Origin of the sequence: Streptomyces sp. NPDC049887 (genome assembly GCF_040656535.1) — a bacterium.
GTDB lineage: Bacteria > Actinomycetota > Actinomycetes > Streptomycetales > Streptomycetaceae > Streptomyces.
Genome location: NZ_JBFAMM010000001.1, coordinates 400,974 through 427,243 on the forward strand (window position 1 = coordinate 400,974; position 26,270 = coordinate 427,243).

At 73.2% G+C, this 26,270-nt stretch carries 25 protein-coding genes and 1 pseudogene; 10 read left to right on the plus strand and 16 right to left on the minus strand.

Annotation, left to right across the window (positions count from 1 at the left end):
- Window positions 1-418 precede the first annotated feature (418 nt).
- Both AB0J10_RS01680 and AB0J10_RS01685 read right to left on the minus strand, forming a co-directional pair.
- Complete coding sequence (locus AB0J10_RS01680) at window positions 419-643, minus strand: DUF4287 domain-containing protein (protein WP_363056642.1); 225 nt, start codon at window positions 641-643, stop codon at window positions 419-421.
- 323 nt (window positions 644-966) lie between these two features.
- Window positions 967-1,221 (minus strand): DUF397 domain-containing protein, encoded by a 255-nt coding sequence (locus tag AB0J10_RS01685; RefSeq protein ID WP_363056644.1) that lies wholly within the window; start codon window positions 1,219-1,221, stop codon window positions 967-969.
- Window positions 1,222-1,367: 146 nt separating this feature from the next.
- Between AB0J10_RS01685 and AB0J10_RS01690 the strand changes: the two genes are divergently transcribed.
- Window positions 1,368-1,778 carry a hypothetical protein gene (locus AB0J10_RS01690; protein WP_363056646.1) on the plus strand — a complete coding sequence of 137 codons (411 nt, stop codon included), beginning with the start codon at window positions 1,368-1,370 and terminating at the stop codon, window positions 1,776-1,778.
- Window positions 1,779-1,977: 199 nt separating this feature from the next.
- Here AB0J10_RS01690 and AB0J10_RS01695 read toward each other — a convergent pair whose 3' ends face one another.
- A complete protein-coding gene (locus AB0J10_RS01695; RefSeq protein WP_363056648.1) occupies window positions 1,978-2,448 on the minus strand; it encodes a Zn-ribbon domain-containing OB-fold protein in 471 nt (156 codons plus the stop codon).
- Window positions 2,449-2,654: 206 nt separating this feature from the next.
- Window positions 2,655-3,107 carry a DoxX family protein gene (locus tag AB0J10_RS01700; protein WP_269729822.1) on the minus strand — a complete coding sequence of 151 codons (453 nt, stop codon included), beginning with the start codon at window positions 3,105-3,107 and terminating at the stop codon, window positions 2,655-2,657.
- 118 nt (window positions 3,108-3,225) lie between these two features.
- Between AB0J10_RS01700 and AB0J10_RS01705 the strand changes: the two genes are divergently transcribed.
- The 3 genes from AB0J10_RS01705 to AB0J10_RS01715 all read left to right on the plus strand — a co-directional run bounded on the left by AB0J10_RS01705 (window position 3,226) and on the right by AB0J10_RS01715 (window position 8,085).
- The gene (locus tag AB0J10_RS01705; RefSeq protein WP_363056651.1) at window positions 3,226-4,374 is read left to right on the plus strand and encodes an NAD(P)/FAD-dependent oxidoreductase; all 1,149 of its coding nucleotides are present in this window, start codon (window positions 3,226-3,228) and stop codon (window positions 4,372-4,374) included.
- A gap of 532 nt (window positions 4,375-4,906) precedes the next feature.
- The gene (locus AB0J10_RS01710; protein ID WP_363056653.1) at window positions 4,907-7,129 is read left to right on the plus strand and encodes an acetate--CoA ligase family protein; all 2,223 of its coding nucleotides are present in this window, start codon (window positions 4,907-4,909) and stop codon (window positions 7,127-7,129) included.
- Complete coding sequence (locus AB0J10_RS01715) at window positions 7,126-8,085, plus strand: enoyl-CoA hydratase-related protein (protein ID WP_363056655.1); 960 nt, start codon at window positions 7,126-7,128, stop codon at window positions 8,083-8,085. The genes AB0J10_RS01710 and AB0J10_RS01715 overlap by 4 nt, the downstream gene beginning before the upstream one ends.
- Before the next feature lie 43 nt (window positions 8,086-8,128).
- Here the strand turns inward: AB0J10_RS01715 and AB0J10_RS01720 are convergent.
- A pseudogene (locus AB0J10_RS01720) lies at window positions 8,129-8,767 on the minus strand (LysE family translocator).
- 258 nt (window positions 8,768-9,025) lie between these two features.
- Window positions 9,026-9,646: a phosphoribosylanthranilate isomerase gene (locus tag AB0J10_RS01725; RefSeq protein ID WP_363056657.1), complete on the minus strand. Its 621-nt coding sequence runs from the start codon at window positions 9,644-9,646 to the stop codon at window positions 9,026-9,028.
- Between the two features lie 236 nt (window positions 9,647-9,882).
- Here AB0J10_RS01725 and AB0J10_RS01730 point away from each other — a divergent pair, with 236 nt between their 5' ends.
- On the plus strand, window positions 9,883-10,539 hold the full coding sequence (locus tag AB0J10_RS01730; RefSeq protein WP_363056841.1) for a flavin reductase family protein: 657 nt from the start codon (window positions 9,883-9,885) through the stop codon (window positions 10,537-10,539).
- A 35-nt stretch (window positions 10,540-10,574) separates the two neighbouring features.
- Here the strand turns inward: AB0J10_RS01730 and AB0J10_RS01735 are convergent, their stop codons facing one another.
- Window positions 10,575-11,891, minus strand: a complete 1,317-nt coding sequence (locus tag AB0J10_RS01735) for an MFS transporter (RefSeq protein ID WP_363056659.1) — start codon at window positions 11,889-11,891, stop codon at window positions 10,575-10,577.
- A 70-nt stretch (window positions 11,892-11,961) separates the two neighbouring features.
- Between AB0J10_RS01735 and AB0J10_RS01740 the strand changes: the two genes are divergently transcribed.
- Entirely contained in the window at window positions 11,962-13,092 is a 1,131-nt protein-coding gene (locus AB0J10_RS01740; protein ID WP_363056661.1) for a helix-turn-helix domain-containing protein, read from the plus strand.
- 61 nt (window positions 13,093-13,153) lie between these two features.
- Here the strand turns inward: AB0J10_RS01740 and AB0J10_RS01745 are convergent, their stop codons facing one another.
- From AB0J10_RS01745 to AB0J10_RS01755, 3 genes are read right to left on the minus strand one after another with little or no spacing between them, the layout of a single operon-like run.
- Complete coding sequence (locus AB0J10_RS01745) at window positions 13,154-14,203, minus strand: Zn-dependent alcohol dehydrogenase (protein ID WP_363056663.1); 1,050 nt, start codon at window positions 14,201-14,203, stop codon at window positions 13,154-13,156.
- Window positions 14,200-15,375: an acyl-CoA dehydrogenase family protein gene (locus AB0J10_RS01750; RefSeq protein WP_363056665.1), complete on the minus strand. Its 1,176-nt coding sequence runs from the start codon at window positions 15,373-15,375 to the stop codon at window positions 14,200-14,202. The genes AB0J10_RS01745 and AB0J10_RS01750 overlap by 4 nt, the downstream gene beginning before the upstream one ends.
- Window positions 15,376-15,390: 15 nt before the next feature.
- Window positions 15,391-16,302 carry an SDR family oxidoreductase gene (locus tag AB0J10_RS01755; protein ID WP_363056667.1) on the minus strand — a complete coding sequence of 304 codons (912 nt, stop codon included), beginning with the start codon at window positions 16,300-16,302 and terminating at the stop codon, window positions 15,391-15,393.
- A gap of 82 nt (window positions 16,303-16,384) precedes the next feature.
- Here AB0J10_RS01755 and AB0J10_RS01760 point away from each other — a divergent pair, with 82 nt between their 5' ends.
- Window positions 16,385-17,311, plus strand: a complete 927-nt coding sequence (locus tag AB0J10_RS01760) for a cyclase family protein (protein ID WP_363056843.1) — start codon at window positions 16,385-16,387, stop codon at window positions 17,309-17,311.
- A 30-nt stretch (window positions 17,312-17,341) separates the two neighbouring features.
- Here AB0J10_RS01760 and AB0J10_RS01765 read toward each other — a convergent pair whose 3' ends face one another.
- From AB0J10_RS01765 to AB0J10_RS01780, 4 genes are all read right to left on the minus strand, one after another.
- Window positions 17,342-17,830, minus strand: coding sequence for an ATP-binding protein (locus AB0J10_RS01765; RefSeq protein ID WP_363056669.1), 489 nt, complete (start codon window positions 17,828-17,830; stop codon window positions 17,342-17,344).
- 432 nt (window positions 17,831-18,262) lie between these two features.
- Complete coding sequence (locus AB0J10_RS01770; RefSeq protein ID WP_363056671.1) at window positions 18,263-19,120, minus strand: acyl-CoA dehydrogenase family protein; 858 nt, start codon at window positions 19,118-19,120, stop codon at window positions 18,263-18,265.
- Window positions 19,121-19,126: 6 nt separating this feature from the next.
- Window positions 19,127-20,260 (minus strand): acyl-CoA dehydrogenase family protein, encoded by a 1,134-nt coding sequence (locus tag AB0J10_RS01775; RefSeq protein WP_363056673.1) that lies wholly within the window; start codon window positions 20,258-20,260, stop codon window positions 19,127-19,129.
- A complete protein-coding gene (locus AB0J10_RS01780; protein WP_363056675.1) occupies window positions 20,260-21,456 on the minus strand; it encodes an amidohydrolase family protein in 1,197 nt (398 codons plus the stop codon). The genes AB0J10_RS01775 and AB0J10_RS01780 overlap by 1 nt, the downstream gene beginning before the upstream one ends.
- 145 nt (window positions 21,457-21,601) lie before the next feature.
- Between AB0J10_RS01780 and AB0J10_RS01785 the strand changes: the two genes are divergently transcribed.
- Together AB0J10_RS01785 and AB0J10_RS01790 are read left to right on the plus strand one after the other, a co-directional pair.
- Window positions 21,602-23,122, plus strand: coding sequence for an AMP-binding protein (locus tag AB0J10_RS01785; RefSeq protein ID WP_363056677.1), 1,521 nt, complete (start codon window positions 21,602-21,604; stop codon window positions 23,120-23,122).
- 28 nt (window positions 23,123-23,150) lie between these two features.
- Complete coding sequence (locus tag AB0J10_RS01790; RefSeq protein ID WP_363056679.1) at window positions 23,151-23,573, plus strand: TOBE domain-containing protein; 423 nt, start codon at window positions 23,151-23,153, stop codon at window positions 23,571-23,573.
- 282 nt (window positions 23,574-23,855) lie between these two features.
- Here the strand turns inward: AB0J10_RS01790 and AB0J10_RS01795 are convergent, their stop codons facing one another.
- Together AB0J10_RS01795 and AB0J10_RS01800 are read right to left on the minus strand one after the other, a co-directional pair.
- Window positions 23,856-25,043, minus strand: a complete 1,188-nt coding sequence (locus AB0J10_RS01795) for a maleylpyruvate isomerase N-terminal domain-containing protein (protein ID WP_363056845.1) — start codon at window positions 25,041-25,043, stop codon at window positions 23,856-23,858.
- A 44-nt stretch (window positions 25,044-25,087) separates the two neighbouring features.
- On the minus strand, window positions 25,088-25,666 hold the full coding sequence (locus tag AB0J10_RS01800) for a sigma-70 family RNA polymerase sigma factor (RefSeq protein ID WP_363056681.1): 579 nt from the start codon (window positions 25,664-25,666) through the stop codon (window positions 25,088-25,090).
- Window positions 25,667-25,857: 191 nt separating this feature from the next.
- Here AB0J10_RS01800 and AB0J10_RS01805 point away from each other — a divergent pair, with 191 nt between their 5' ends.
- Window positions 25,858-26,262, plus strand: a complete 405-nt coding sequence (locus tag AB0J10_RS01805) for an STAS domain-containing protein (RefSeq protein WP_363056683.1) — start codon at window positions 25,858-25,860, stop codon at window positions 26,260-26,262.
- Window positions 26,263-26,270: the final 8 nt, after the last annotated feature.

The following is a 26,270-nucleotide window of genomic DNA, read 5'->3' on the forward strand; positions in this document are numbered from 1 at the left end:
CGGTGGATGGCGGACCGCCCCACCGCAGCGACCACCTTTCCCCGCTCGGTGTGGGCGGCGCACGGCGTGCGGCACGCCGCATGCGCGCCGGCAACGCATCCGTGGGGAGCCCGTCCGTGAAGGCCGTCCGGGTCGTGGACTCCTGACGGACCGGCAGCATGCGCTCACGGAACGACGCCGGGCCGCACCCGGGCGGGGCCCGATGGCAGGGCGTACGGAGACCTGGCCCGGGCCGGAACAGGGCCTTGCCCCAAGGCCGGGCAGCTGACGGATTCCTGCTGACGGCAGAGGGTACTGGCGTCGGGTGCATCCCGGTTCGCCCTGTCACCCGGTCTGACGCTTCGACTCGACATCACCTTCGACGACCGACTCACCGCCGGACGCCGCCGGGCATGAACCGGCCGAGTACGACCGTTCGCTACGCAGCCCCGCTCTCGGCGAGAGTGTGCGCGACGAGGGCGTTGGCGTGGCCGTGGCCCAGACCGTGCTCGGCCTTGAGCCAGGAGACGAGTTCCATGTGCTTGGTCAGCGGGGACGAGCGGATGAGCTCCTTCCATTGCGCCACCGGTCGGCCGTACTTCTTCTCGATCGAGGGGAAGTAGCTGGCGGGGCCCTTCACGGCGCTGCTGCTCTGCGTGGTCATGGCGGCGGTCTCCTGTCGTCCGTGCGCGTGGTACTTGGGTGCCAACACCGCTGGTGTGCGGTGCTGTTGCCGGTATGACCGACGGGGCGCGCCGAAGTGACCGGTCGACCTGTGAGACCTGCATCACATTCGCGGCGGGCGCGACGGGTCCGGGGGCTCGGGCGGCAGGACGTCCAGGAGGTCGGCAACGACCGCCGCGTGGTCGGAGGGCCAGAGGCCGCCAACGGCCCGAAGCCCGCACGCCGGACGGAGCGCACATGCCCGAGCCCGCCCGGTCCGGGCGAACCGACGTGGATGGAGTAGGACGCGTACGCTCGACCGAACTACCTTGCCGCGCGCGGGGCGGCGGTCGTGGCGACGAACGCGGCCCATGGGCCCGGGGCGACGTCGAGCACGGGGCCGCCCGGCACCTTGGAGTCGCGGACATGGACGGTGTGGGGGCAGGCGGCGACCTCGACGCACTCGCCGCCCTCGTTGCTGCTGTAGCTGGAGGTGCGCCAGTCGTAGGCGATCTCGATGCAGCTTCCGCCCTCGTTGGTGCTGTAGCTGCTCTTGAACCAGACCAGGCCCGGGGTCATAGCTTCGCCGCCATTCTTCCCACGTGCCTGCGCGCGGGCGAGGGCTCCCTGCCCGATCCCACAGCTCCCACCGCCCTTCCCACATCCGCCCGATGTGGACCGTGTCCCTCTGGTCACGCTACGCAACCAGCACGATCCTCGGGGGCATGACCAGCGAGAAACTCCCCGGTTGGGTTCCGGCGTCCGGTGTGCGACTACGGCTTGCGGGGGTCCACTTCGACGCCGTACGCGTCCGCGGGGTCCGCGGCGAGGCGGTGCTGCACCACCTCGTACGGGCCATCGGTGGGCATCCCGGCCCCGTCGTACGGGAGATGTGGCGCGGGAGGTGGACGTACTTCCTCATCCCTCCCGGCAGCAGCAAGGAGCACTCCTGGCCGCCCGGTGCCGCCTGCTTCGGACCGTGTGCCCGGGACCAGTACGTCGGTGTCCCGGCCGCCGACGGCAACACCTATCCGCTGTCGTGGCGCGCGGGGCCGCCGGCCGTGGGCGAGTTCGTGGACCCGAAGCTGCTGTTCGCCGTGGTCACCGCGCAGTTGTGCCTGTCGCCGGAGGGCTGAGCCGGGGGGCTGAGCCGGGGGGTCACGGCCGGTATGAAGGGGTGGAGAGAACGGTTCGCCGGGTTGATGGAACGCGCCGGGCCGGAGATCGTGGGCGACCGGCCCGGGGTCGAGGACGTCCTGCCGCCCCAGGCGGCCTGGCGGCCGGTCGCCGCCATTGCCACGGGCGCCCTGGTGAACCCGACGATTCCCGTCGCCGTCATGCGCCGGATGACCGAGCCCTCCGGGAGACCTCGGCCGCCGGACGGAACACCGGTACCACCACTCCCCCGCCCTCCTCCCGGAAGGCCACCTCCAACTCCATCCCGATCCGCAGGTCCGCCTCCGCGCACTCGACGATCTCGGTCATCATCCGCGGGCCCTCCGCGAGATCGACGACGGCGGCGGTGTAGGGCGTGCGGGCGTCGAAGGGCGGCAGGTCGTTGCGGTGCACGACGGACCAGGTGTAGAGCGTCGCCCGGCCGCTCACCGGCTCCCAGGCGACGTCGTCGCTCCAGCAGTGCGGGCAGAACTCGCGCGGATAGTGGTGGGCGCGGCCGCACGCGCCGCAGCGGCGGACCAGCAGCCGGCCCTCGGCCGCGGCGTCCCACCAGGGGCGGGTGAAGTCGTCGACGTCCGGGGTCGCCGCGGTCCTGTGTGAGAGGGAGACGGTCCGGTCAGCCGAAGACACGGTCCGGGTGGGAGCCGTCACGGTCCGGGCCGCGGGGGAAGCGGTTCGGCCCGGGGCCGAGGCCTGCCGGTCCGCAGACGACGGGGGCCGGGCAGACGAAGGGGCCCCGGCGGCCGGAGACACGGTCGGGGCCGAGGGGGACACGGCCCGGGTGGGGGCCGCGGCCGTTCGGTCGGTGCTGCTCATGTCGTCGTTCCGTCCCGCGCTCACGGGAAGAGTCCCAGCGCGCTGTCGAGGGACCACGCCTGCCACGACATGGCGAGCAGTGCGACGAGCGAGATCAGCGCCATCATCGCGTTCTGCCCCTGCTCGGCCCAGTCGTGGATCATCAGGACCAGGTAGAGGAGATTGAGGACCAGTCCTCCGATCAGGGCGATCGGGGTGAGAAAGCCGGTGATCAGCCCGAGGCCGAGGGCCAGTTCGGCGTGGACGACGACGTACGCCATCACTCTGGGACGCGGGGCCACGATCCGGTCGAAGCCGGACCTGACCGCCGTCCAGCGGTGCTTGGCGGCGATGTCGGAGGCCCAGGCGATGCCGGTGCCGCGCTGGAGCCAGCCCTTCCTGTCCTTGTGCCGCCAGCTCTCCAGCCACCACAGGCCGAGGCCGATGCGCAGGACGGCGAGCCATTCGGCGCCGGTGAGCCAGATCGTCCGCATCGCCGGTCCCCTCCCCACAGATTCTGACGGTACGTCAGTTCACCGGAAGCGCTCCGTGTGCGCAAGAGGTAGCCGGCCGTGACCGTTTCGCAACCGCGCGCCACTACAGTGAGCACTCATGCCCGACCACAGAGCCATCGACCTCACCAACGACCGCCCCGTGTACGTCATCGGGGCCGGACCCGGCGGACTCGCCGTCGCCGCCGCACTGCGGGAGCGCGGGGTGAGAGCGGTCGTCCTGGAGAAGTCGGACACCGTCGGGGCATCCTGGCGCGGGCACTACGACCGGCTGCGCCTGCACACGACCCGGCGCCTGTCGGGACTGCCCGGTCTGCCCATACCGCGCCGCTTCGGGCGCTGGGTCTCCCGGGACGACGTGGTCCGCTACCTCGAGAAGTACGCCGAGTTCCACGAGCTGGAGCTGGTGACGGGCGTGGAGGTGTCCAGGATCGAGCCCGACGGCCCGGACTGGGTGCTCCACGCGAGTGGGGGACGCCGGCTCACGGGGCGGGCCGTCGTCGTGGCGACCGGGTTCAACCACACCCCCCGCATGCCGGACTGGCCCGGGCGGGACACGTACACGGGCGACCTGCTGCACGCCTCCGCGTACCGCAGCCCCTCCCCCTACACGGGCAAGGACGTGCTCGTCGTCGGGGTCGGCAACACGGGTGCGGAGATAGCGGCGGACCTGGCCGGGGCCGGGGCCTCGCGGGTGCGCCTGGCGGTGCGGACCGCACCGCACATCGTCCGCCGCTCGACCGCCGGCTGGCCGGCGCAGCGCACGGGGATCCTCGTCCGGCGCCTGCCGGTGCGGCTGGTGGACGCGGCGGGCCGGCTGCTGGCCCGGGTGGCCGTGCCGGATCTGTCCGAGCACGGCCTGCCGCGCCCGGAGGCGGGCCTGTACACACGGGTCCGGCAGGGCGCCATCCCTGTGCAGGACGTGGGCCTGATCGACGCGATCCGCAGCGGGACGGTGGAGCCGGTCGCCGCCGTCGAGTCGTTCGACGACGGCAAGGTGGTCCTGGCGGACGGCTCCCGCATATCGCCGGACGCGGTCATCGCGGCCACCGGCTACCACCGCGCGCTGGAACCGCTGCTGGGGCATCTCGGCGTACTGGACGACCGTGGACGGCCCGCCGTCCACGGCGGCCGGACCCCGCGCGAGGCCCCGGGCCTGTACTTCACCGGCTTCACCAACCCGATCAGCGGGATGCTCCGCGAAATGGCGCTGGACGCACGGAAGATAGCCAAAGCCCTGGCGAAGTGACCCCCGCCCCGGGCAGGGAGCTTGCCCGCCGGGACGGACCTGGCACCGGCTCGGGGCAGCCCCGGCGTCGACACCTGCCTCGGCGTCGGGATCGTCATCCGCTTCGGTGCCGGCTCGGGGCAGCCCCGGCGGATCGGTTTCGGCATCGGCATCGGCATCGGCATCGGCATCGGCATCATCGGCGTCGACTCCGACTTCGGGATCGACTTCGGGATCGACTTCGGCATTGGCGCACCGGCCTCCGGTGCGCCCGCGGGTCCATCCGGACCGGTACGTGCGAGGCCCCCGCCGGCCCCCGCAGCCCCACCGGTACCGGTGATCCGGCCAGTCCCTCCCGCACATCCGGCCATCCTGGGCCCGGTCGCCGGGGGACGGGTTCCTTCCGGGCCGCCCCGGGCAGCATCCCCGCGCTCCGTCCGGCCGGGCCCTTCCCAGTCGGTTCCCCGCGCACGGACCGTTCCTGACATGCCGTCATTTCTGTAATCTGATTATGCGTCAGTAACGTGGCCGACGAGCAAGGAGCGGCGGAACGATGCTTGGATCAACCCACGGCACCTTGACCACCGACCTCCGCGCCCGAGTGGTGGCCTGCGGGCAGCAGACCGGGGCGGCCGTCCACGGCGTCACCGCGGCCGAGGGCGACCTCGACGTCAGCGGCCGTCCGCTGTACGCGCCCGTACCCGGCCTCGACCGCTTCTTCCGGCCCGAGGCGGTCGCCGTCGTCGGCGCCTCCGACACGGACGGCCGGCCCAACACCGGGATCACCCGCCAGCTGATCGCCTGGGCCGAGCGGGTCGGGGCGAGACTGCACCCGGTCCACCCGACCCGTACCGCCGTCTTCGGGCTGCCCTGTGCGCCGTCCGTCGCGGAACTGCCCGAGCCCGTGGACCTCGCCGTGCTCCTCGTCGGCGACCCGCTGCCCGTCATCGAGGAACTCGGCCGGGCGAAGGTGAAGTTCGCCGTGGCGTTCGCCTCCGGGTTCGCCGAGACCGGCGAGGCCGGCGCCGACGCCCAGCGACGGCTCGCCGCCGCCGTGGAGCGGTCCGGGCTGCGGCTGCTCGGCCCGAACACCAACCTCAACGCCTTCGAGCGGTTCCGCGACGATCTCGAGGGCCCCGCCATCGCACTGATCACCCAGTCCGGCCACCAGGGCCGCCCCGTCTTTGCCATGCAGGAACTCGGCGTACGGCTCTCCCACTGGGCGCCGACGGGCAACGAGGCCGACCTGGAGACCGCGGACTTCATCTCGTACTTCTCCGGGCGGCCCGAGGTCGGGGCGATCGCCTGCTACGTGGAGGGGCTCAAGGACGGCCGCTCCTTCCTGCTCGCCGCGGACCGGGCCGCCCGCAACCGCGTCCCCATCGTCGCGGTCAAGGTGGGCCGCACCGAGACCGGCGCCCGGACGGCCGCCTCGCACACCGGCAAACTCACCGGGGCCGACCAGGTCGTGGACGCGGCGATGCGCCAGTACGGGGTGATCCGCGTCGACGGCCTCGACCAACTCCAGGACACCGCAGCCCTCCTGGCCCGGGCCCGCAGGCCCACCGCCGACGGGGTCGTCGTCTACTCGATCTCCGGCGGCACGGGCGCGCACTTCGCGGACCTCGCCACCGCGGCCGGGCTGCGGCTGCCCCCGCTGTCCGCGGACCGCCAGAACGAACTGCACCAGTGGATACCGGAGTACCTGAGCGTCGCCAACCCGGTCGACAACGGCGGCCACCCCGTGGGCGACTGGCGCGGCCGGAGGATCATCGACGCGATCCTCGCCGACCCCGGCGTCGGTGTGCTGATCTGCCCGATCACCGGCCCCTTCCCGCCCATGAGCGACAAGCTCGCACAGGACCTGGTGGACGCGGCGGAGGCCACGGACAAGCTGGTGTGCGTGGTGTGGGGTTCCCCGGTGGGGACGGAGGACGCCTACCGGACGACACTGCTCGGCTCGTCCCGGGTCGCGACCTTCCGTACCTTCGGCAACTGCATCACGGCGGTCAAGGCGTACTTCGACCACCACCGCTTCACCGCCGGCTACCGATCCCCCTTCGACGAGGCACCCCGCACCCTCTCCCCGTCGTTCCGCAAGGCACAGGCACTGCTCCGGCCCGGCCACCGGCTCAGCGAGCACGCGGCGAAGCAGCTGCTGCGCGCGTACGGGATCCGGGTGCCGCGCGAGCAGTTGGTGACCAGCGCGGCGGCCGCCGTGCGGGCGGCGGGGCTGGTCGGCTACCCGGTGGTGATGAAGGCGTCCGCGCCGCAGCTCGCGCACAAGACGGAGCTGGGCCTGGTGAAGATCGGGCTGACCTCGGCCAGCCAGGTCCGCGACTCGTACCGCGAGCTGACCGACATCGCCCGGTACGAGGGCGTGGACCTGGACGGCGTCCTCGTCTGCCAGATGGTCGAGCGCGGGGTCGAGATGGTCGTGGGCGTGACGCGGGACGAGCTCTTCGGGCCGACGGTGACGGTCGGCCTGGGCGGGGTGCTCGTGGAAGTGCTGCGGGACGTGACGGTGCGGGTCCCGCCGTTCGGCGAGGACCAGGGGCGCTCGATGCTCTCCGAACTGCGCGGACGAGCCCTGCTCGACGGGGTCAGGGGCGGGCCCCCCGTCGACGTGGACGCGCTCGTCGAAGTCGTCCTGCGGGTCCAGCGGATGGCGCTGGAGCTCGGCGGGGACCTCTCCGAGCTGGACATCAACCCCCTGATGGTGCTGCCCCGCGGACAGGGCGCGGTGGCGCTGGACGCGCTGGCGGTGTGCCGGTGAGCGAGGCGGAGCCGGTGACGCGCGGTGTACTGCACCGCAAGGAGAACGGCGTCTCGTGGATCACACTCGACCGGCCCGAGGCGATGAACGCCGTCACCTGGGACCAGCGCGAGCGGATCATCACGCTCCTCGCGGACGCCACCGCCGATCCGGACGTCCGGGCGGTCGTGATCACCGCGACGGGCAAGGGCTTCTGCGCCGGCGCGGACCTTCGCGGTGGGCGTCCCGAAGCAGGCGAGCGCCCCGAAGCAGGCGAGCGCCCCGAAGCAGGCGAGCGCCCCGAAGCAGGCGAGCGTCCCGAAGCAGGCGAGCGTCCCGAAACATCTGCGACCGGTAACCCCGCGTCCGGGAGTGCCGTACCCGGTCCGTCCTCGGCGGGCGGGCAGGAGCGCGTGCCCGGCGACGTGGCCCGGATGATCCGGCTCGGCGCGCAGCGGTTCATCTCCGCCGTCCTGGACTGCGAGAAGCCGGTGATCGCCGCGGTCAACGGCACGGCGGCCGGCGTCGGCGCTCATCTTGCCTTCGCCTGCGACCTGGTCCTGGCCGCCGAGTCGGCACGATTCATCGAGGTGTTCGTACGGCGCGGCCTCGTCCCGGACGGGGGCGGGGCGTATCTGCTGCCGCGACTGGTCGGACCGCAGCGCGCGAAGGAGCTGATGTTCTTCGGGGACGCGCTGTCCGCGGCCGACGCCGAGCGGATGGGGCTGGTCAACCGGGTCGTCGCGGGCGGCGAACTGGAGAGGACCGCACGCGCGTGGGCCGAACGCCTGGCACATGGACCGACCCGCGCCCTCGCGCTCACCAAGCAGCTGGTGAACGCCTCGCTCGACGTCGACCGCGCCTCCGCCTTCGCCGCGGAGGCGTCGGCGGTGGAGATCGCCATGACGACGCGGGACGCGAACGAGGGCGTGGTGGGCTTCGTGGAGCGCCGGGCGCCGGAGTACCGGGGGCGGTAGGGGCGCGGCGTCCCCGCCTGCGGGGCTCCCGGCCCCCGCGCGTTCAGTCCTTGCGGCCCGTGGCCGCGACGGTGACACCGAGGCCGATCATCGTGAGTCCGCCGGCCCCGCCGATCACGGCGAGCCGCTGCGGCGACCGGGCGAACCAGCTTCACGCGGTCGCCGCGACCAGGCCCCAGAGGCTGTCCGAGACCAGCGCGATGACGTTGAAGACCAGGCCCAGCAGCAGCATCTGCAGGACGACGTGCCCGGCCTCGCGGTCCACGAACTGCGGCAGCACGGCGGCGAAGAACACGATCGTCTTCGGGTTCGCCACCCCGACCGCGAACCCCTCCCACAGCGTCCGCGCCCTCCCGTGCCCCGGGCCTTCCTCCGTGATCGCGGACTGCAGGGACCGCCGCTGCCGTACCGCCTTGACCCCGAGGTACACGAGGTACCCGGCGCCCGCGAGCTTCAGCGCCGTGAACACGAGGACGGACCGCTCCACGACGGTGCCGATCCCGAGGGCGACGGCCACGACGAGCAGACAGGCCCCCAGCGTGTTCCCGACGACCGTGGTCAGCGCGGCGCGGCGCCCCTGGGCCAGTGCCCGCCCGATCACGAACAGCACGCTGGGGCCGGGGATGACGATCAGCAGGAACGACATGGCCGCGAAGGCCGAAAGACGGTCGATGGACACCATGGGGCCTATGGAACCCGGGGACGGCCGTCCCCCGCGACCCGATTTCCTCAGCCGCCCCCGGCCGCTCGCGCCCCGCCCCCGCCCCCGCCCCCGCCCCCGCCGGCCGGACGGCAGCCCGGGGCTGCGGGTCCCGCCCCCAGTCCCGGACGAGGAGGCCGAGCAGCACCTCGTCCAGGAACTCGCCCATCACCCAGGCCGAGGAGCGAGGGCGCTCGTGGAGCCCGTGGGGCCGGGAGGCGCCCGGCCTGCCGCCGCCGGTCAGGACACCGTACGGGCGCCGCGCGCGGCCGCGATGAACTCCGTGATCAGTACCGGGCTCTTCACTCCGCGGCTGATCTCGATGCCGCTGGAGACGTCCACGCCCCAGGGACGGGCCGTGCGCACCGCCTCCGCGACGTTGTGCGGGTCGAGTCCACCGGCGAGCAGCCAGCGCCGGCCGGGGGCCGGGAGTTGCTTGCCGGTGCGGTCCCAGGTCTCGCCCGCGCCGGGCACGGGCGCGTCGAGCAGGAGGACGTCCTCGCCGCGCTCGCCGTACCGCGGTACCGCGCCCCTGACGGCGACCCCCCGGATCAGGGTGCGGCCGTCCGGGCGCAGGGCGTCGTAGTACGCGAGGTCCTCCTGGCCGTGCAGTTGCACGGCGCGCATGCCGGTCTCGCCCATCAGGGCGCGGACCTCGTCCAGCGGCTGGTCGCGGAAGACGCCGACGGTCAGGACGGATTCGGGCACTCGGGCGGCGAGGAGACGCGCGGTACCGGCGTCGACGCGGCGCGGGCTCGCGGCGAAGACGAAGCCGATGGCGTCGGCACCGGCCTCGACGGCGGTGTCCACGTCCCGTTCCGTGCGCAGACCGCAGACCTTGACGAACAGGGGTGTGCCCATGTCGGTGCTCTCCGTAACTGCTCCTGCGGCGACTGGTCGGCCGCAACGCTACCGGCCGCGGGCGAGGGCCGGTGCCGGACCGTCGCCGGGCGGTGCCGGGTGCGGGCCGAGGGCGCGTGCTGGCCGGTGCCTGGCGGGGGCCACCGGGGCCCTTCGCGAGAAGAGGGCGGGCGGGCGAAGGGTTTTCATCTGACGTACCGTCAGGTTCAATGGGTGTCGTGATGGGACACGCCGGGATGGCCGCGACCGCCGTCCGATACCTCCGCTCCACCCGCACCGCCCCGCCGGGCGAGCCGCACTTCGACGCACTGCCGCGTCCCGCGCTGCGCACCGTAGGGGAGGACGAACGGCTGCCGGTCGCCCCCGCCGAATTCCGGCGGGTGCTCGGGCACTTCGCGAGCGGGGTCACGGTCGTCACGGCCCACGACGCGGCGGGCGGCGGCCCGGCGGGCTTCGCCTGCCAGTCCTTCGCCTCACTGTCGCTCGACCCGCCCCTGGTGGTGTTCACGGTCGCCCGTACGTCGACTACGTGGCCGCGCATCGCCCGCGCCGGGGCGTTCTGCGTCAACGTCCTCGGAGCGGACCAGGGTGGCCTCTGCCGCGCGTTCGCGGTGAGCGGCGCCGACAAGTTCGCCGGCGTCGCCCACACCCCCGCACCGGTGACCGGTTCCCCCCGCCTCGCCTCCGTCCCCGCCTGGATCGACTGCACGATCAGCACGGTCCACACCGGCGGCGACCACCTGATCGTGGTGGGACGGGTGGAGGCCCTGGGCGCGGAGGACGACGGCGATCCGCTGCTGTTCCACCGGGGGCGGTTCGGACGCTTCGAGGTCCGGGGCGCGAGGCCCGCCCGCCGTGGTCAAGCGCCGCAGGCGCGACACCCGGGCGAATGAACAACGGGCGTTTCCGACCGGAGGGTTCCCCGGGCTCAGACCGCCGCCACCGCCCGCGAAGGCGCCCCCCGCCGGATCACCAGCGCCATCAGCGCCGCCGCCGCACACAGGGCGCCCGAGGCGTACCAGACCACGTCGTAGGTGCCGAAGACGTCGCGGGCGACGCCGCCCGCGAAGGCGACCACCGCGGCGCCGACCTGGTGGGAGGCGAGGACCCAGCCGAAGACGATCGCGCTGTCCTCGCCGTAGTGCTCCCGGCACAGCGCGATCGTCGGCGGAACCGTGGCGACCCAGTCCAGGCCGTAGAAGACGATGAAGAAGATCATCGGCGGGTGCACGGACGGCGCCAGCAGCATCGGCAGGAAGAGGAGCGAGATGCCGCGCAGCGCGTAGTAGACGGCGAGCAGCCGGCGGGCGTCGAAGCGGTCGGTGAACCAGCCGGAGGCGATCGTGCCCACGACGTCGAAGACCCCGATGACCGCGAGCAGCGACGCGGCGGCCGTGATGGGCATGCCGTGATCGTGGGCGGCGGGGACGAAGTGCGTCTGGACGAGGCCGTTCGTGGAGGCGCCGCAGATCGCGAAGGTGCCGGCGAGCAGCCAGAACGGCCCGGTGCGCGCGGCCGAGAAGAGGACGCCCAGGGTGCGACGGGCCGCGCCCGGCACCGGCGGCGGCTTGGGCACGAACTCCTTGGCTCCGTACGGGGCGAGCCCCACGTCCGCCGGGTGGTCGCGCAGCAGCAGCCAGACGAACGGGACGACGGCCAGCGCGGCCAGCGCGACCGTGACGGCCGCGGGGCGCCACTGGTGCTCCTGGACGATCCAGGACAGCAGGGGGAGGAAGATCAGCTGGCCGGACGCGGCGGCCGCCGTCAGGATGCCGGTGACCAGGCCCCTGCGCTCGGTGAACCAGCGGTTCGTCACGGTAGCCGCGAAGGCGAGTGCCATCGAGCCACTGCCGAGGCCGATGAGCAGGCCCCAGCAGAGCAGCAGCTGCCAGGCCGCCGTCATCCAGACCGTCAGGCCCGAGCCGAGCGCGATCACCGTCAGCGCGACAGCCACGACCCGGCGGATGCCGTACCGGTCCATCAGGGCGGCGGCGAACGGCGCGGTGAGTCCGTACAGCGCGAGGTTGATGGAGACCGCGAGCCCGATCGTGCCGCGTGACCAGCCGAACTCCTGGTGCAGCGGATCGATCGACAACCCCGGCAGGGAGCGGAAGGCAGCGGCGCCGATGATCGTCACGAATGCGACGGCGGCGACGAACCACGCGCGGTGCACTCGACGGCGGCGGACCGCCTCCCCCACGGGGGAGGCGGTCCGAGCTGCGGGGAGATCGCTTGTCTGGGTCACGTCACCAGCATCCGTGCGCGGGCCATCGGCAACGAGTGGCCTGAAGGACAGCATTCGATACGATCGGGCCATGGCTCGTCACCAGACATCCGTGGCGCCTCCGCGATCCGCCACCCCTCGCCGCGCCACGCCTCCCGAACCGGCCGCGGCTCGGGTTCGGGCAGCCGTCCCGTCTCCGCCGTCCGACCCGTCCCCGGAATCCGCCGGGCCACGCGACGCCGCGCGCCCCCATCGCGTCGTCGTCCTGGCGCTCGACGGCTGCCTCCCCTTCGAGCTGGGCATTCCGCAACGCATCTTCGGCCGTGCGGCCGACGCCGCCGGGCGGAAGCTGTACGAAGTGGTGACCTGTTCGGTGCGACCGCCCGGTCCGGTCTGCACCGACGCCGACTTCGCCGTGCTGGTGGAGAACGGCCCCGAGGCCCTGGCCACGGCCGACACGCTGATCGTGCCGGCGTCGTACGAGCTCGGCCCCGTCCACGACGAGGGGGTCCTGACGCCCGAGCTGGCCGCCGCCCTGGCCCGGCTGAGGCCCGGCACCAGGCTGGTGTCGATCTGCACCGGCGGGTACGTCCTCGCCGCCGCCGGGTTCCTCGACGGCCGGCCCGCGACGACGCACTGGTCGTCGTCCGAGCACTTCCAGAGGACGTTCCCGAAGGTCCGGGTGGACGCGGACGTGCTCTTCATCGACGACGGGGACGTGCTCACCTCCGCGGGAGTGGCCGCCGGCATCGACCTCTGTCTGCACATCGTGCGCCGCGACCACGGCACGGCGGTCGCGAACGACGTCGCCCGGCGCACGGTCGTCCCGCCGCACCGGGACGGCGGCCAGGCCCAGTACGTCCACCGCCCGGTGCCCGAGCCGCAGACCGCGACGACCTCGGCGGCCCGGGCGTGGGCGCTGGCGCACCTGCACGAGCCGATCCAGCTGCGCGACCTGGCCGGTCAGGAGTCCATGTCCGTACGGACCTTCACCCGCCGCTTCCGCGAGGAGGTCGGCGTGAGCCCCGGCCAGTGGCTGGCCCGGCAGCGTGTGGAGCGGGCCCGGCAGTTGCTGGAGTCAACGGAGCTGTCCATGGACCGGGTGGCCCGCGACTCGGGGTTCGGTACGGCGCAGTCGATGCGCCAGCACCTGATGGCGGCGCTGGGCGTGGCACCGACGGTCTACCGGCGGACGTTCCGCGCGACGGCCGTCTCGCCCTGACGCCGCGGGACCCTCCCGGCCCGCAGACCCGCCGGACCCACCGGACCCGCCGGACCCGTGCTCAGAACGTCAGCACCCCTCGCGCCACCCGCCCGTGCTCCGCGTCCTCGGCCGCCTTGGCGAAGTCCTCCACCGGGTACGTCTCCGTGACCAGTTCGTCCAGCAGCAGCCGCCCCTCCCGGTACAGCCGGGCGTACAGGGCGATGTCGTGCTGCGGGCGCGAGGAGCCGTAGCGGCAGCCGAGCACGGCCTTGTCCAGGAACATCGCCGCGGGCAGGAACGTCGCCTCCGCCGTCGGGGCCGGCATGCCGAGCAGCACCGCCTGGCCGTGGCGGTCCAGGAGGTCGATCGCCCGGCGCACCAGGCCCGTGTGCCCGACGCACTCGAAGACGTGGTGTGCGCCGTGCGGCAGCACGTCCCGTACCTCCTCCACGGAGGTGAGGAAGTGCGTCGCGCCGAAGAGGCGGGCCGTATCCTCCTTCGCCGGGTTGGTGTCCACGGCGACGATCGTCACCGCGCCCGCGAGACGGGCCCCCTGGAGCACGTTCAGCCCGATGCCGCCCGCGCCGATGACCACGACCGTGTCGCCGAGGGCCACCCTGGCCCGGTTGAGCACGGCGCCCACTCCGGTCAGCACCCCGCAGCCGATGAGGGCGGCCGAGGTGAGCGGGATGTCGCCGGGGATGCGCACCGCCTGGACGGCCTTCACCAGGGTGCGTTCCGCGAAGGCCGAGTTGGCGGCGAACTGGTGCAGCGGCTTCCCGGCCCGGGTGAACGGCCGCCCGGGCCTGCCGATCGAGGCGCGGCACATCGTCGGCCGTCCCCGGTCGCACTCCGCGCACGCACCGCAGTTGGCGAGCGTCGACAGCGACACGTGGTCGCCGGGCGCGACATGGGCGACGTCCGCGCCGACGGCCTCGACGACACCCGCGCCCTCGTGCCCCAGAACGACGGGCACGGGAAAGGGGATCGTGCCGTCGATCACCGACAGATCACTGTGGCAGAGTCCGGCGGCGGCGACGCGGACGAGCACCTCGTCAGGGCCGGGGGCGCGTATCTCGAGGTCGTCGGCGACCTCGACCCGCTCGCCGTCGAAGACGACACCTCTCATCGCGGCTCCCTGGGTAGGCCGAGCACCCGCTCGGCGATGATGTTCCGCTGGATCTCGTCCGAGCCGCCGTAGATCGTGTCGGCGCGGGTGAAGAGGAAAAGCCGTTGCAGCGCGTCCAGTTCGTAGGAGGGCGACCAGGCTCCCGGGCCGGCGGCGGCGGCCGCGCCCCGTACCTGCACGGCCAGTTCGCCGAGCCGCTGGTGCCAGCCGCCCCACAGCAGTTTCGCGACGCACGGCGCACCCGGGTCGCCGGTGCGGCCGAGGGTGCGCAGCGCGTTCCAGCGCATGGTGCGCAGTTCTGCCCACTGGCGGACCAGGCGGTCCCGGAGCACGGGGTCGTGGTCGAGTCCGCCCTCGGCGGCGGCGTGGAGGACCCGGCCAAGTTCCTCCTCGAAGCCGATCTGCTGGACGAGCGTCGAGACCCCGCGTTCGAGGGCGAGCAGGCCCATCGCGACCTGCCAGCCGTTCCCCTCGCCGCCGACCGTCCCGACGGCCTCGGCGCCGTCGAGGAAGACCTCGTTGAACTCGCTGCTGCCGGACATCTGCCGGATGGGCCGTACGTCCACGCGGCCCGGCTGGTCCATGGGCACGAGCAGGAACGACAGTCCGCGGTGGCGGGTGGCGCCGGGTTCGGTTCGGGCCAGGACGAAGCACCAGTGCGCCTCGCGGGCGAGCGAGGTCCAGACCTTCTGGCCGGTGACCCGGTAGCGGCCGCCGTCGGCGACCGCGGTGGTCCGCAACGACGCCAGGTCGGAGCCCGCGCCGGGCTCGCTGAAGCCCTGGCACCAGAACTCCTCGCCGCGGGCGATGCCCGGCAGGTAGCGGGCCTGCTGGTCCGTGTCGCCGTGGGCGATCAGGGTGGGGGCCAGCAGGTTCTCGCCGATGTGGCCGAGCCGGGCGGGCGCGCGGGCGCGCACGTACTCCTCGGCCCAGACGACCTGCTGGGTGAGGGTGGCGCGGCGGTTGCCGTGGTCGGCTTCCCAGCCGAGCCCGATCCAGCCGCCGGCGCCGAGTTCCCGCTCCCAGGCGAGCCGGGTGCGGACGCGCTCGTGCTCGCTGCCGGGTCCGCCGTGCCCGGCGGCGTCGGCGTACGCGCCGGTGACATGGTCCTCCAGCCAGGTGCGCGCCTCGTGCCGGAAGGCGGTGTCGTCGGGGCCGAAGGCGAAGTCCATGGCCGCGGTCCCGCGTCAGCGGTTCGGGCGGTCGCCCGAGGCGGCCGCCCTCGCCATGGCCCCGAGGTGGGCGAGCATCGGCATCGGATCGGTGCCGACGGTCCCCGGGAGGAAGTCCGCGATCCGTTCCGGGGTCCACGCGCCGTCGGCGTAGGCGGCCCGCAGTTCGCGCGGCTGGGCCCAGACCGCGATCTTGGGGCCGGCGATCGTGTAGACCTGCCCGGTGATGTTCTGCGCGCGCGCCCGCTCCGACAGCAGGTAGACGACGAGCGCCGCCACGTCCTCCGGCTCCCCGATCTCCTTGAGCTCCATGGGGACGCCCGCCGACATACGGGTCCGGGCGACGGGTGCGACGGCGTTGGCCGTCACGCCGTACTTGTGCAGGCCGAGCGCCGCGCTGCGCACCAGCGAGATGACGCCGCCCTTGGCCGCCGAGTAGTTGGCCTGGGCGACGGAACCCTGGTGGTTGCCGCTGGTGAAGCCGATCAGGGTGCCTCCGCCCTGTGCGCGCATGACCGCGGAGGCCGCGCGGAAGACGGTGAAGGTGCCCTTGAGGTGGGTGGCGACCACCGGGTCCCACTCGTCCTCGGTCATGTTGAAGAGCATGCGCTCGCGCAGGATGCCGGCGACGCACACGGCACCGTCGAGCCGTCCGAAGCGGGCCAGCGCGGTGTCGACGACCCGCTGCCCGCCCTCCATCGTCGAGATGTCGTCGGCGACGGCGACCGCTTCCCCGCCCGCGGCCTCGATCTCCTCGACCACCGCCCCGGCGACCTCCGAGGCCGGTTCTCCGCCGTCGACGGAGACGCCGTGGTCGTTGACGACGACCTTCGCCCCCTCGGCGGCGCACGCGAGGGCCACGGCGCGGCCGATGCCGCGTCCGGCGCCGGTCACGGCGACGGTCCTGCCTGCCAAGAAGTTCCCCACGTCCGGCCCCTTCCGTTTTCTGACGGACCGTTAGATTTTATGGTCCGCCGGACGCATGAGCACAAGCCCCAGGGAGGCGCAGATGTCACTGCCGGAGGAGTTCCACGAGATCGCCGAGCGGGTGAACAACTGGGGGCGCTGGGGCGCCGACGACGAGATCGGCACGCTGAACCTGATCACCGACGAGGTGGTGCGGGAGGCCGCCGGGACGGTGCGCGCCGGCCGGCGCGTGCCGCTCGCCCTGCCGCTACGGCAGGACGGCGTCCAGACCGGAGTGATCCCGGGCCGGGTCAACCCCCTGCACACCATGGTGCAGATCAACCAGGAGCTGTTCGGGCCCGGTACGGTGGCGACCAGCGACGACACCGTGACGATGGGGCTGCAGGCTGCTACCCACTGGGACGCGCTCACACACGTCTCGCACTCGGGCAGGATCTGGAACGGCCGCCCCGCGGACAGCATCACCGCCCACGAGGGGGCCCGCTACAGCGGCATCGACACCGTCCGCACCCTCGTCTCACGCGGGGTGCTGCTCGACGTGGCGCGCGCCAAGGGCGTGGACCGGCTGGCCGGCGGCCATGCCGTCACGCCGGAAGACCTCGCGGAGGCGGAGGAGTTCGGGGGCGTACGGGTCCGGGCGGGCGACGTCGTGCTCGTCAGGACCGGTCAGATCCGGGCGTACCTCGGCGGGGACAGGCACGCGTACGCCCACCCCTCACCCGGCCTCTCGGTCCGGGCGCCCGAGTGGTTCCACACCCGCGACACCGCCGCCGTGGCGAACGACACCCTCACCTTCGAGATCTTCCCGCCGGAGATCGACAACCTCTGGCTGCCCGTGCACGCGCTCGACCTGGTGGAGATGGGCATGCTGCAGGGCCAGAACTGGAACCTGGAGGAACTCTCGGCGGCCTGCGCGGAGGAACGACGGTACGCCTTCCTGCTGTCGGCCACCCCCGAGCCGTTCGTCGGCGGCACCGGGACACCGGTCGCACCGGTGGCGGTGCTCTGACCCGGCACCCCACCGGCGCGGGCGGGACCCTCAGGCGGTGTACGCGCCGGGCGTCAGCCCCGAGGGGAGGACCTGGACGACGGGAAGCACGGGGGACGGCACGGCGGCGCCTGGCACCACGCAGCGGTCCACCTCGCACCAGATGCTCTTGCCCGCGCCCTCGCGCTTCCAGCCCCAGCGGTCGGCCAGCCCGTCGACGAGCTCCAGTCCGCGCCCTCCCGTGTCGTCACCGGCCGCGCGGCGCGGCTGCGGCGGCCGCGCGCAGGTGTCCGCCACCTCGACCCGCACCGTGCCCGCCTCCGCCGCCCCGAGGCCGAACAGCATCCTCAGCACTGCCGGACAGCCCGTGTGGACCACCGCGTTGGTGACCAGTTCGGAGATGAGCAGCACCAGCGTCTCGGCCAGCGGCTCGTCGTCCCCTATGCCCGAACCGGCGAGCCGGGAGCGGGCCCATCTTCTGGCCCGTCCCACCTCCGCGGGATCGGGCCCGACCTCCAACTGAACCTGAAGCACCTGCACCGCTCACACCATCCGAACCGGCGGACACATCGCCTCGCGCCTCACAGCCATCACGGAATGTGATTTCCCTGCGAGACAGCATGGTTGACGTACAGTCACCGCAACAAGCGCTTCGGGCATATTCCAGCGCGAAGGAGTACCCGTGGTGCATACTGTGCGGCGCACCTTGCGAATAGTCGAACACCCTGTGCGAGCGGCGCGTTCTTCCCCGCCGGCCCTGTCTGGATCCGGCCGGGGCGTCGGGATCACTGCCCTCGGGCAGTACGCGTCTCGCACCCCACGGAGCGTACCCGAGGGCGGGCCCGACTCCGGGCCGTGACGGCCCGTGCCAAGGACACAACCCGATATCGACGCAGGGTGACTTTCGTCCGCCCGCCGCCCGGCTCGCCTCCGGCCCACCCGCTGTCCTCCCCGTCGATTCCCGGCCGCCGCTCAGAGGGCGGCCGCCAGCGCCTCCTCCGCCTGCGCGGCCGTCTGGCCCAGCGCGGCGCGCACCCAGGCCCGTTTGAGGTGCAGATGCACCTCTGCCTCCCAGGTGAAGCCCATGCCGCCGTGCACCTGGAGGCAGTCCCGGGCACCCCGGACAGCGGCGTCGTCGGCGAGGAGCTTGGCACCGGCGATCTCCACGGGGTCGGCGGTGACGGCAGCCGCGTACACGGCGGCGCGGGCCAGTTCGGTGCGCACCAGCATCCGCGCGCAGAGGTGCTTGACCGCCTGGAAGGCGCCGATGGGCCGGCCGAACTGCTCGCGCTGCCCTGCGTACCGCACGGCCATGCCGGTGGTGCGCCCCGCGGAGCCCAGCTGTTCGGCGGCAGTCAGCAGCACGGCCGCCGGATCCGGCTCGCCGGGGGGTGCGGACGGCAGCCGGTGCAGCGGCGTCAGCGGATCGACGGACCGTACGGGCACGGCGCCGGAGGCGTCCCCGAGCACCACGTCTGCCTCCTCCAGCCAGGGGACTAGTCGCCCGTCGGCCCGGGTGACGACGGTGGTCCCGTCGGCGGCGCCGGGGACGGCACCCGCGGCGAGGTGCGTGGCCACCAGCGGTCCCGGCAGCAGCACCCGCCCGGCCTCCTCGAAGACCAGCGCCGCCTCCGGGAGTCCGAGCCCGACACCTCCCTCCGCCTCGGGCAGCCGCAGCGCGAAGAACCCGGCCCGGCCGAGCTCCTGCCACAGGGACCGGTCGATGCGCGTCCCGGCCGTGCGGAGGGCGTCCCGGTCGCAGCGGGCCCCCAGCAGCTCCCGGACCCCCTTGCGCAACGCCCGCTGGTCCTCGGTCGGTTGGAAGTGCACGGCTGCTCACCGCTCCTTCGGCAGGCCGAGAATCCGCTCGGCGACGATGTTCCGCTGGATCTGCGAGGTGCCGGCGGCGATGGTGTACGACAGCGACGCCAGCCTGCCGAGGGTCCACTCGTGGGACAGGTCCAGCGCGTCCGGGCCGAGCACCTCGGCGGCCGCGTCGTACAGCTCCTGGCGGGCGTGGGAGTAGCGCAGCTTGAACACGGAGCCGCCGGTGCCGGGGACGCCGCCGGTCGCCTCGGCCTCGCCGACGTTCCACTGGATGAGCCGCCACAGCGCGCCGAACTCCGCGTTGAGCCTGCCGAGCCGGCGACGCAGTACGGCGTCGTCCCAGCGGCCGTTCTCCCGTGCCGTGCGGGCCAGCGCGGCGAGCGTGCGGCGGCAGGCGACGACCTCGCCGACGAAGGCGGTGCCGCGTTCGAAGGAAAGGGTGACCATCGTGACGCGCCAGCCGTCGTTCTCCTCCCCCACCCGGTTCGCCACCGGCACCCGCACCCCGTCGAGGTGGACCTCGGCGAACTCCGTCGACCCGGCGAGGGTGCGCAGCGGGCGGACGGTGACACCGGGCGCGTCCATCGGCATCGCCAGCCAGCTGATGCCGCGGTGGCGGGGAGCCCGCGGGTCGGTGCGCACGAGCAGTTCGCACCAGTCGGCGACCTCGGCGTGCGAGGTCCAGATCTTGGCGCCGGTCACCACGTAGGAGTCACCGTCGCGGACGGCCCTGGTCCGCAGGGAGGCGAGGTCGGACCCGGCGTCGGGCTCGCTGAAGCCCTGGCACCAGACCTCGTCGCCGCGCAGGATGTGCGGCAGCCAGCGCTCGCGTTGCTCACGGGTGCCCTCGGCGGCGATGGTCGGGCCGGCGTGCAGCAGTCCGACGAAGTTCGCGCCGACGTACGGGGCCCCGGCCTTCTCGGTCTCCTCCAGGAAGATCAGCCGCCGGGTCGGGGACGCGTCCCAGTGGACGTCCGCGTACCCGGCGTCGTACAGCACCCGCTGCCAGGCGGTGTCGTGGGCGCGCCGGGCCGGCCAGTCGTCCGGCGGGGGAGGCGGCGGGAGCTCGGGGAGGGCGACCGCGAGCCAGTCCCGCAGTCCGGCCCGGAACGCCTCCTCCTCCTCGGTGTACGCGAGGTCCACTACGCGTCCAGGTCCAGGCCGAGCATCCGGATCGCGTTGCCGCGCATCAGCTTGTGGACGGTCTCGTCGTCGAGGTCCCTCACATGGTCGAGGGCCACCTCCCTGGTGTGCGGGAAGGTCGAGTCCACGTGCGGGTAGTCCGTCTCGAAGGTGGCGTTGTCGCGGCCCACCACGTCCAGCGAGGCGACGCCGTGCTTGTCGCGGAAGAAGCAGCAGAAGATCTGCCGGTAGTAGTACGTGGACGGCGGTTCGGGGATCAGGTCGCGCACCCCGCCCCAGGCCCGGTGCTCCTGCCACACGTCGTCCGCCCGTTCCAGCGCGTACGGGATCCAGCCCATCTGGCCCTCGCTGTAGGCGAGCCTGAGCGCCGGGAACCTCACCAGCACCCCGCTGAAGAGGAAGTCCGTCATCGACGCCATGGCGTTGTTGAAGGACAGCGACGCCTGGACGGCGGGGGGCGCGTCGGGCGAGGCCGCGGGCATCTGCGAGGAGGAGCCGATGTGCATGTTGACGACCGTCCCGGTCTCCTGGCAGACGGCGAAGAACGGGTCCCAGTAGCCGGAGTGGATCGACGGCAGCCCCAGGTGGGTGGGGATCTCGGAGAAGGTCACCGCCCGTACGCCGCGCGCCGCGTTCCGCCGGATCTCGGCGACCGCGAGGTCGATGTCCCACAGGGGGATGAGGCAGAGGGGGATGAGCCGGCCGCCGCTGTCGCCGCACCACTCCTCCACCATCCAGTCGTTGTACGCGCGGACGCAGGCGAGCGCGACCTCCTTGTCCTTGGCCTCGGCGAAGGTCTGGCCGCAGAAGCGGGGGAAGGTGGGGAAGCACAGGGACGCCTCGACGTGGTTGAGGTCCATGTCGTCCAGCCGGGCCCTGGGGTCCCAGCAGCCCCGCCGCATCTCGGCCCGGGTGATGCCCTCCAGCGTCATGTCGTCGCGGTCGAAGCCGACGGCGGCGATGTTGCGCTTGTACGGGAACTCCAGGTCCTCGTAGATCCACCAGTCCGTGGGCGGTCCGTCCGGGTCCATCGTGATCCGGTACTTCCCCCCGACGTACGCGAGCTCGCCGATGCCGGCGGTGAGCGGCCGGGGTCCGCGGTCCCGGTACTTCGCCGGCAGCCAGGTCTCGAAGAGATGCGCGGGCTCGATCACATGGTCGTCGACGCTGATGATCCGAGGCAGTTCCCGTTCCATCGGGCCCCTCCGTTCGCCACTGGCCTGACGGGTCGTCAGATAGCAGGCTAGCCGCGCACCCCTGGACCGACAAGGCGACGAGCCCTACGCTTCCCGCGTTACCTGACGCTCCGTCAGTTGCAGTCGGAAGGAGGGAACCGCCGTGATGACCGACACCGCACGATCCCTTGGCGCATCCCGCACGCTGTGGGAGCTCGTGGACCGTCGCGCCCGGCTCACCCCCGGCCGCACCGTCCTGCTCCAGGACGACCGTCGCCTCAGCTTCGGGGAACTGCGCGGGCGCTGCGAACGGGTCGCCGCCGGGCTGTTCGCGCGCGGGGTGCGGCCCGGCACGGTCGTGGCCTGGCAGCTGCCCACCCGCATCGAGTCCGTCGTACTGGCCGGGGCGCTGGCCAGGATCGGCGCCGTGCAGTCCCCGGTGATCCCCTTCTACCGGGACCGCGAGGTCGGCTTCGCCCTGAACGCCTGTGCGGCGGAGTTCTTCGCGGTACCGGGCGTCTGGCGCGACTTCGACCACGCGGCGATGGCCCGGCGGATCGGCGCCCGGGGGATCTTCGAGGCGTACGGGGACCTCCCCGAAGGCGACCCCTCCGTCCTGCCCCCGCCGCCCGCCGACGGCACCGAGGTGCGCTGGATCTACTGGACCTCCGGCACCACCTCCGACCCCAAGGGCGTCCTGCACACCGATCGTTCGCTGATCGCGGGCGGCTCCTGCCTCGCCCACGCGCTGCGGCCGACGTCCGAGGACGTCGGCTCCATCGCCTTCCCGTTCGCCCACATCGGCGGCGCGGACTACCTGGTGATGCTGCTGCTCCACGGCTTCCCCGCCGTGCTCTTCGAGAGGTTCGCCCTTCCCGAGGCCCTGGACACCTACCGCAGGCACGGGGTCACCACGGCCGGCGGATCCACGGCCTTCTACTCGCTGTTCCTCGAGGAACAGCGCAGGCAGCCGGGCGTGCCCGTCGTCCCCACGCTCCGGCTGCTCGCCGGCGGGGGCGCCCCCAAACCGCCCGAGCTGTACCACGCCGTCGTAAGGGAGATGGGCGTGCAGCTCACCCACGGCTACGGCATGACCGAGGTCCCCATGATCACGATGGGTTCGCCGGACGACCGGCCGGAGGACCTCGCGACGACAGAGGGACGGCCGCCCGAGGGCATGGAGATACGCATCGTCGACGGCGAGGTTCGGCTGCGCGGCGAGGCCGTCTGCCGGGGCTATCTGGACCCGGAGCAGACCGCCGCCGCGTTCGACGCCGACGGCTTCCTGATCACCGGCGACCTGGGGCATCTCACCGAGTCCGGCCATCTCGTCCTGACCGGCCGCCTCAAGGACGTCATCATCCGCAAGGGCGAGAACATCTCCGCCAAGGAGATCGAGGACCTGCTCCACGAGCACCCCGGCGTCGGCGAGGCGGCGGTGATCGGACTGCCCGACCCGGAGCGCGGCGAGCGGGTCTGCGCGGTGGTCCAGCAGCCCGAGGGCGCGGCACCGCTGAGTCTGGACGAGGTCACCGGGCACCTGCGGGGCGCGGGCCTCGCCGTGCACAAGCTCCCGGAACAGCTGGAGCTCGTGGACGCGCTGCCCCGCAACGACACACTGCGCAAGGTGCTCAAGTACAAGCTGCGCGAGCGGTTCACTGGGGCGGACACGACATCCAGGGCGTGAACGACACCCCCGACACGAACGGCACGACATGAGCCTGAGCATCCGCAACCAGCTGCCCGGCACAGTGATCGCGGTCACCGGCGGCCCCGCCATGGCGACGGTGAGGATCCGCCTCGACAGCGGTGAGGAGGTCACCTCGGCCGTGACCGCTGACGCCGTCTCGGAGCTGGGCATCTTCCCCGGCGGAGCGGTCAGCGTCCTGATGAAGGCCAGCGAGGTGGCCCTCGCGACGGCGCGCGTGGAGGGCCTGAGCATCCGCAACCAGCTTCCCGGCACGGTCACATCGGTGACCCCGGGCGCGGCGATGGCCACCGTCCGGCTGAGGCTGGACGGCGGCCAGGACCTGACCGCGGTGATCACCAAGGACGCGCTGGACGAGCTCGGGTTCGCGGCGGGCGGCGCCGCGGTCGCCCTGGTCAAGGCGACGGAGATCTCGCTCTCCACCGCCTGAGCACCACTGCCGTCCGGCCGCACCCCGCCACCCGGGCCTCCCGGGCCTCCCGGGCCTTCCGGGCCGGCGCCTGACGCCGCGCCGCGGGACCCGAACCGAGTGCCGCCAGAGGCGTCGCTCGCCCCGCCGCGACGCCCGGCACGGCGGCCCGGGGCGCCGCCGAATCAACCGGGCAGGCCCACCAGGAGACGGGTCCGGCGCCTTGCGGGACCGCTGCCCTCGGCCAGGAGGGCCGGGGAGGACCGCACGCACCGCCCGCCGCTCACGACGGGCACGCCCCCGTCAGAGCCGGGACAGCGAGGCCGCCGCGAACAGGACGTCCCGCACGGCCTCGCGGTCCCCGTCCTGACCGGCCGCGGCGTCGGCCGGCGGCACATGGCCCGCCACGAGCTGGCAGAACTCCACACTGTCGAGGGCGATCTGGGCGACCGTGTGGTCCGGGTCGCCCACCGCCGCGGGCGAGTCCAGCGCGATGTACCAGTGGCCGCCGCCCGCGCCCTCCACCTCCAGGTGCAGCGAGCGACCGGGCGAACCGGCCGTCACCAGGCGGCGGGCCGGCGCCGCGAGCCCGGCCCGCCGCCGGGCGGCCAGCGCCCCGGGCAGCAGCCGGGCCGCCAGGTCGATCATCCGGTGCAGATGCGCGCCGGTCGGGGGCTCGTACGGGTAGTCCACCGCGGCCGCGATGTCGTCCGCGTGCACCCAGCACTCGAAGGCCCGGTCCAGCATCGCGTCCTGCAGCGGCAGCGCGAAGTCCCCGTAGGACACCGACAGCTGCTCCACCCCGAGCCCGGCGAACGACACCGTCCGCACCAGCGCATGGCTCTGCTCGCGCCAGGGGACGCGCACCGAGCGAGTCACCGGGCGCCCACCCGAGCTCCACAGCCGCTCGGTGCGCTCGGCCGGGGAGGTCGGCGCGTCGGGGCCGGCCGGATCGCCCAGCCCCAGGGCCGAGGCCACCAGCCCGTCCACGGACATCAGATGGCCTATCACCCCGGCGACCGTCGTCCTGCGGCTCACCTTGGCCTCGCCGTCGAACCACTTCAGCCGCACCGGGGCGTGCCACTCCGAGTCGCCGATGTCCCGCAGCAGCGCGTCGAGCCGGGCGGTCTCCGCGTCGTACGCACCGGCCCAGACGGGCACCGGGGTCCGGGCGGGCCGCCGGCCCAGGCAGTTCTCCAGGACCCGGGAGCGCAGCAGCGGATCCAGGTCGAGGTCGCGGTCGGTGTGCAGCAGCCCCACGGCGTCCCGCAGCCGCAGCGCCTCCTCGGCACAGGGTGCGCAGCCGGTGAGGTGCTCCTCCACCGCCGCGGTCTCCTCGGCCGAGCAGGCCGCCAGCGCCCAGGCGCCGAGCAGCGACTTGAGCACGCCGTGGGCCAGGGGCTCGGGCGGCGGCGAGGGCAGCACGTCCGGCGGCGAGAGGTCGTCCCCCGCCGCACGCGGTCCGGGTATGCGCGGCGGCGCGCCCGGCATGTCGTCGGGGCCGCCGGGACCGCGGCCGCCGTCCAGGGGCCCGTTCACCGGCGGCTTCCCGGTCCGGGAGGCGACGAGCCGTCCAGCGCACGGGTGTTGGCCGTCGCCAGCAGCTGCAGCCCGAGTCGCAGCCGGCGGCGCGCCTCGTCCTCGGTGACGCCGAGGTCGGCTGCGGTCTGCCGGTAGTCCCTGCGCTGGAAGTAGGCCAGCTCCAGTGCGGCCCGCAGCGGCGCGGGCATCGACGTCACGATGTAGTCCGCGCGGGCGGCGGCGGAGGCGCGGCGCACCTTCTGCTCCAGGTCCTCCGTGCCGCCACCGCTCTCGGCGGCCGCCGCACGCTCCTGCTCCCGCAGGCGGTGGACGGCCTGGTCGTGTGTGAGACGCGCCACCCAGAAGCGCATCGAGCCCTGCCGGGGGTCGTACGCGTCCGGGTTCTCCCACACGTAGCCGAACACCTCGCGGGTCACCTGGTCGGCTGCCGCGTCGTCGTCGAGCACGCGATGGGCCTGGCTGTGGACGAGGGCGGCGAAACGGTCGTACAACTCGCCGAGCGCGGCGGCCTCGCCCCGCGCCAGCCGCTGCTGCATCCTGCGGTCCCAGCGAGGTGGTGCGTCCTTGCCCATCCGGCGGCCCCCAAGCCTCTGCCCGTCCTCGTCGCCTTCTGCTCGTCCTGTCGTCCACTCGAATGTAATGCGACGCGGCTGAAACGCACGCCCCTTTATGGCAAGTCCGCCCCGGCGGAGACTGTGCGTGGTAGAGGGTTTCGCCGCGGTGGGGCGGGGCAGCAGCGCCGGAAGGGAACGACTACTTCCGGATGGGGACCGGCGTGACGAGAGAGCCGCGCGAGACGCTCAGGGTGGAGCGAACCGAGCAGACCCCCTGGACGATACTGCACATTCAGGGCGAACTGGATCTGGTCAGTTCCCCCGAGGTCCGGCGCCATGTGCACGACGCCGTGGCCGTGGGGCGCCGCGATGTCGTACTGGACCTCTCCGAAGTGGTGTTCTGCGACTCCAGCGGGGTGGGCGTGCTGATCGCCTCGCGCCGGCTGCTGCGTTCCTGCCGCGGGCGACTGAGGCTGATCCTGCCCGCCCGCGGAGCCGTCGAGGGCTCGCATGTGAACCGGGTGCTCGCCGCTCTGGGGGTGCGCCGGCTGTTCGAGGTGTACGAGGACGTGGACGCCGCCACCGACGACGAGACGCGGCCCCTGTCCGCGTAACGGGACGC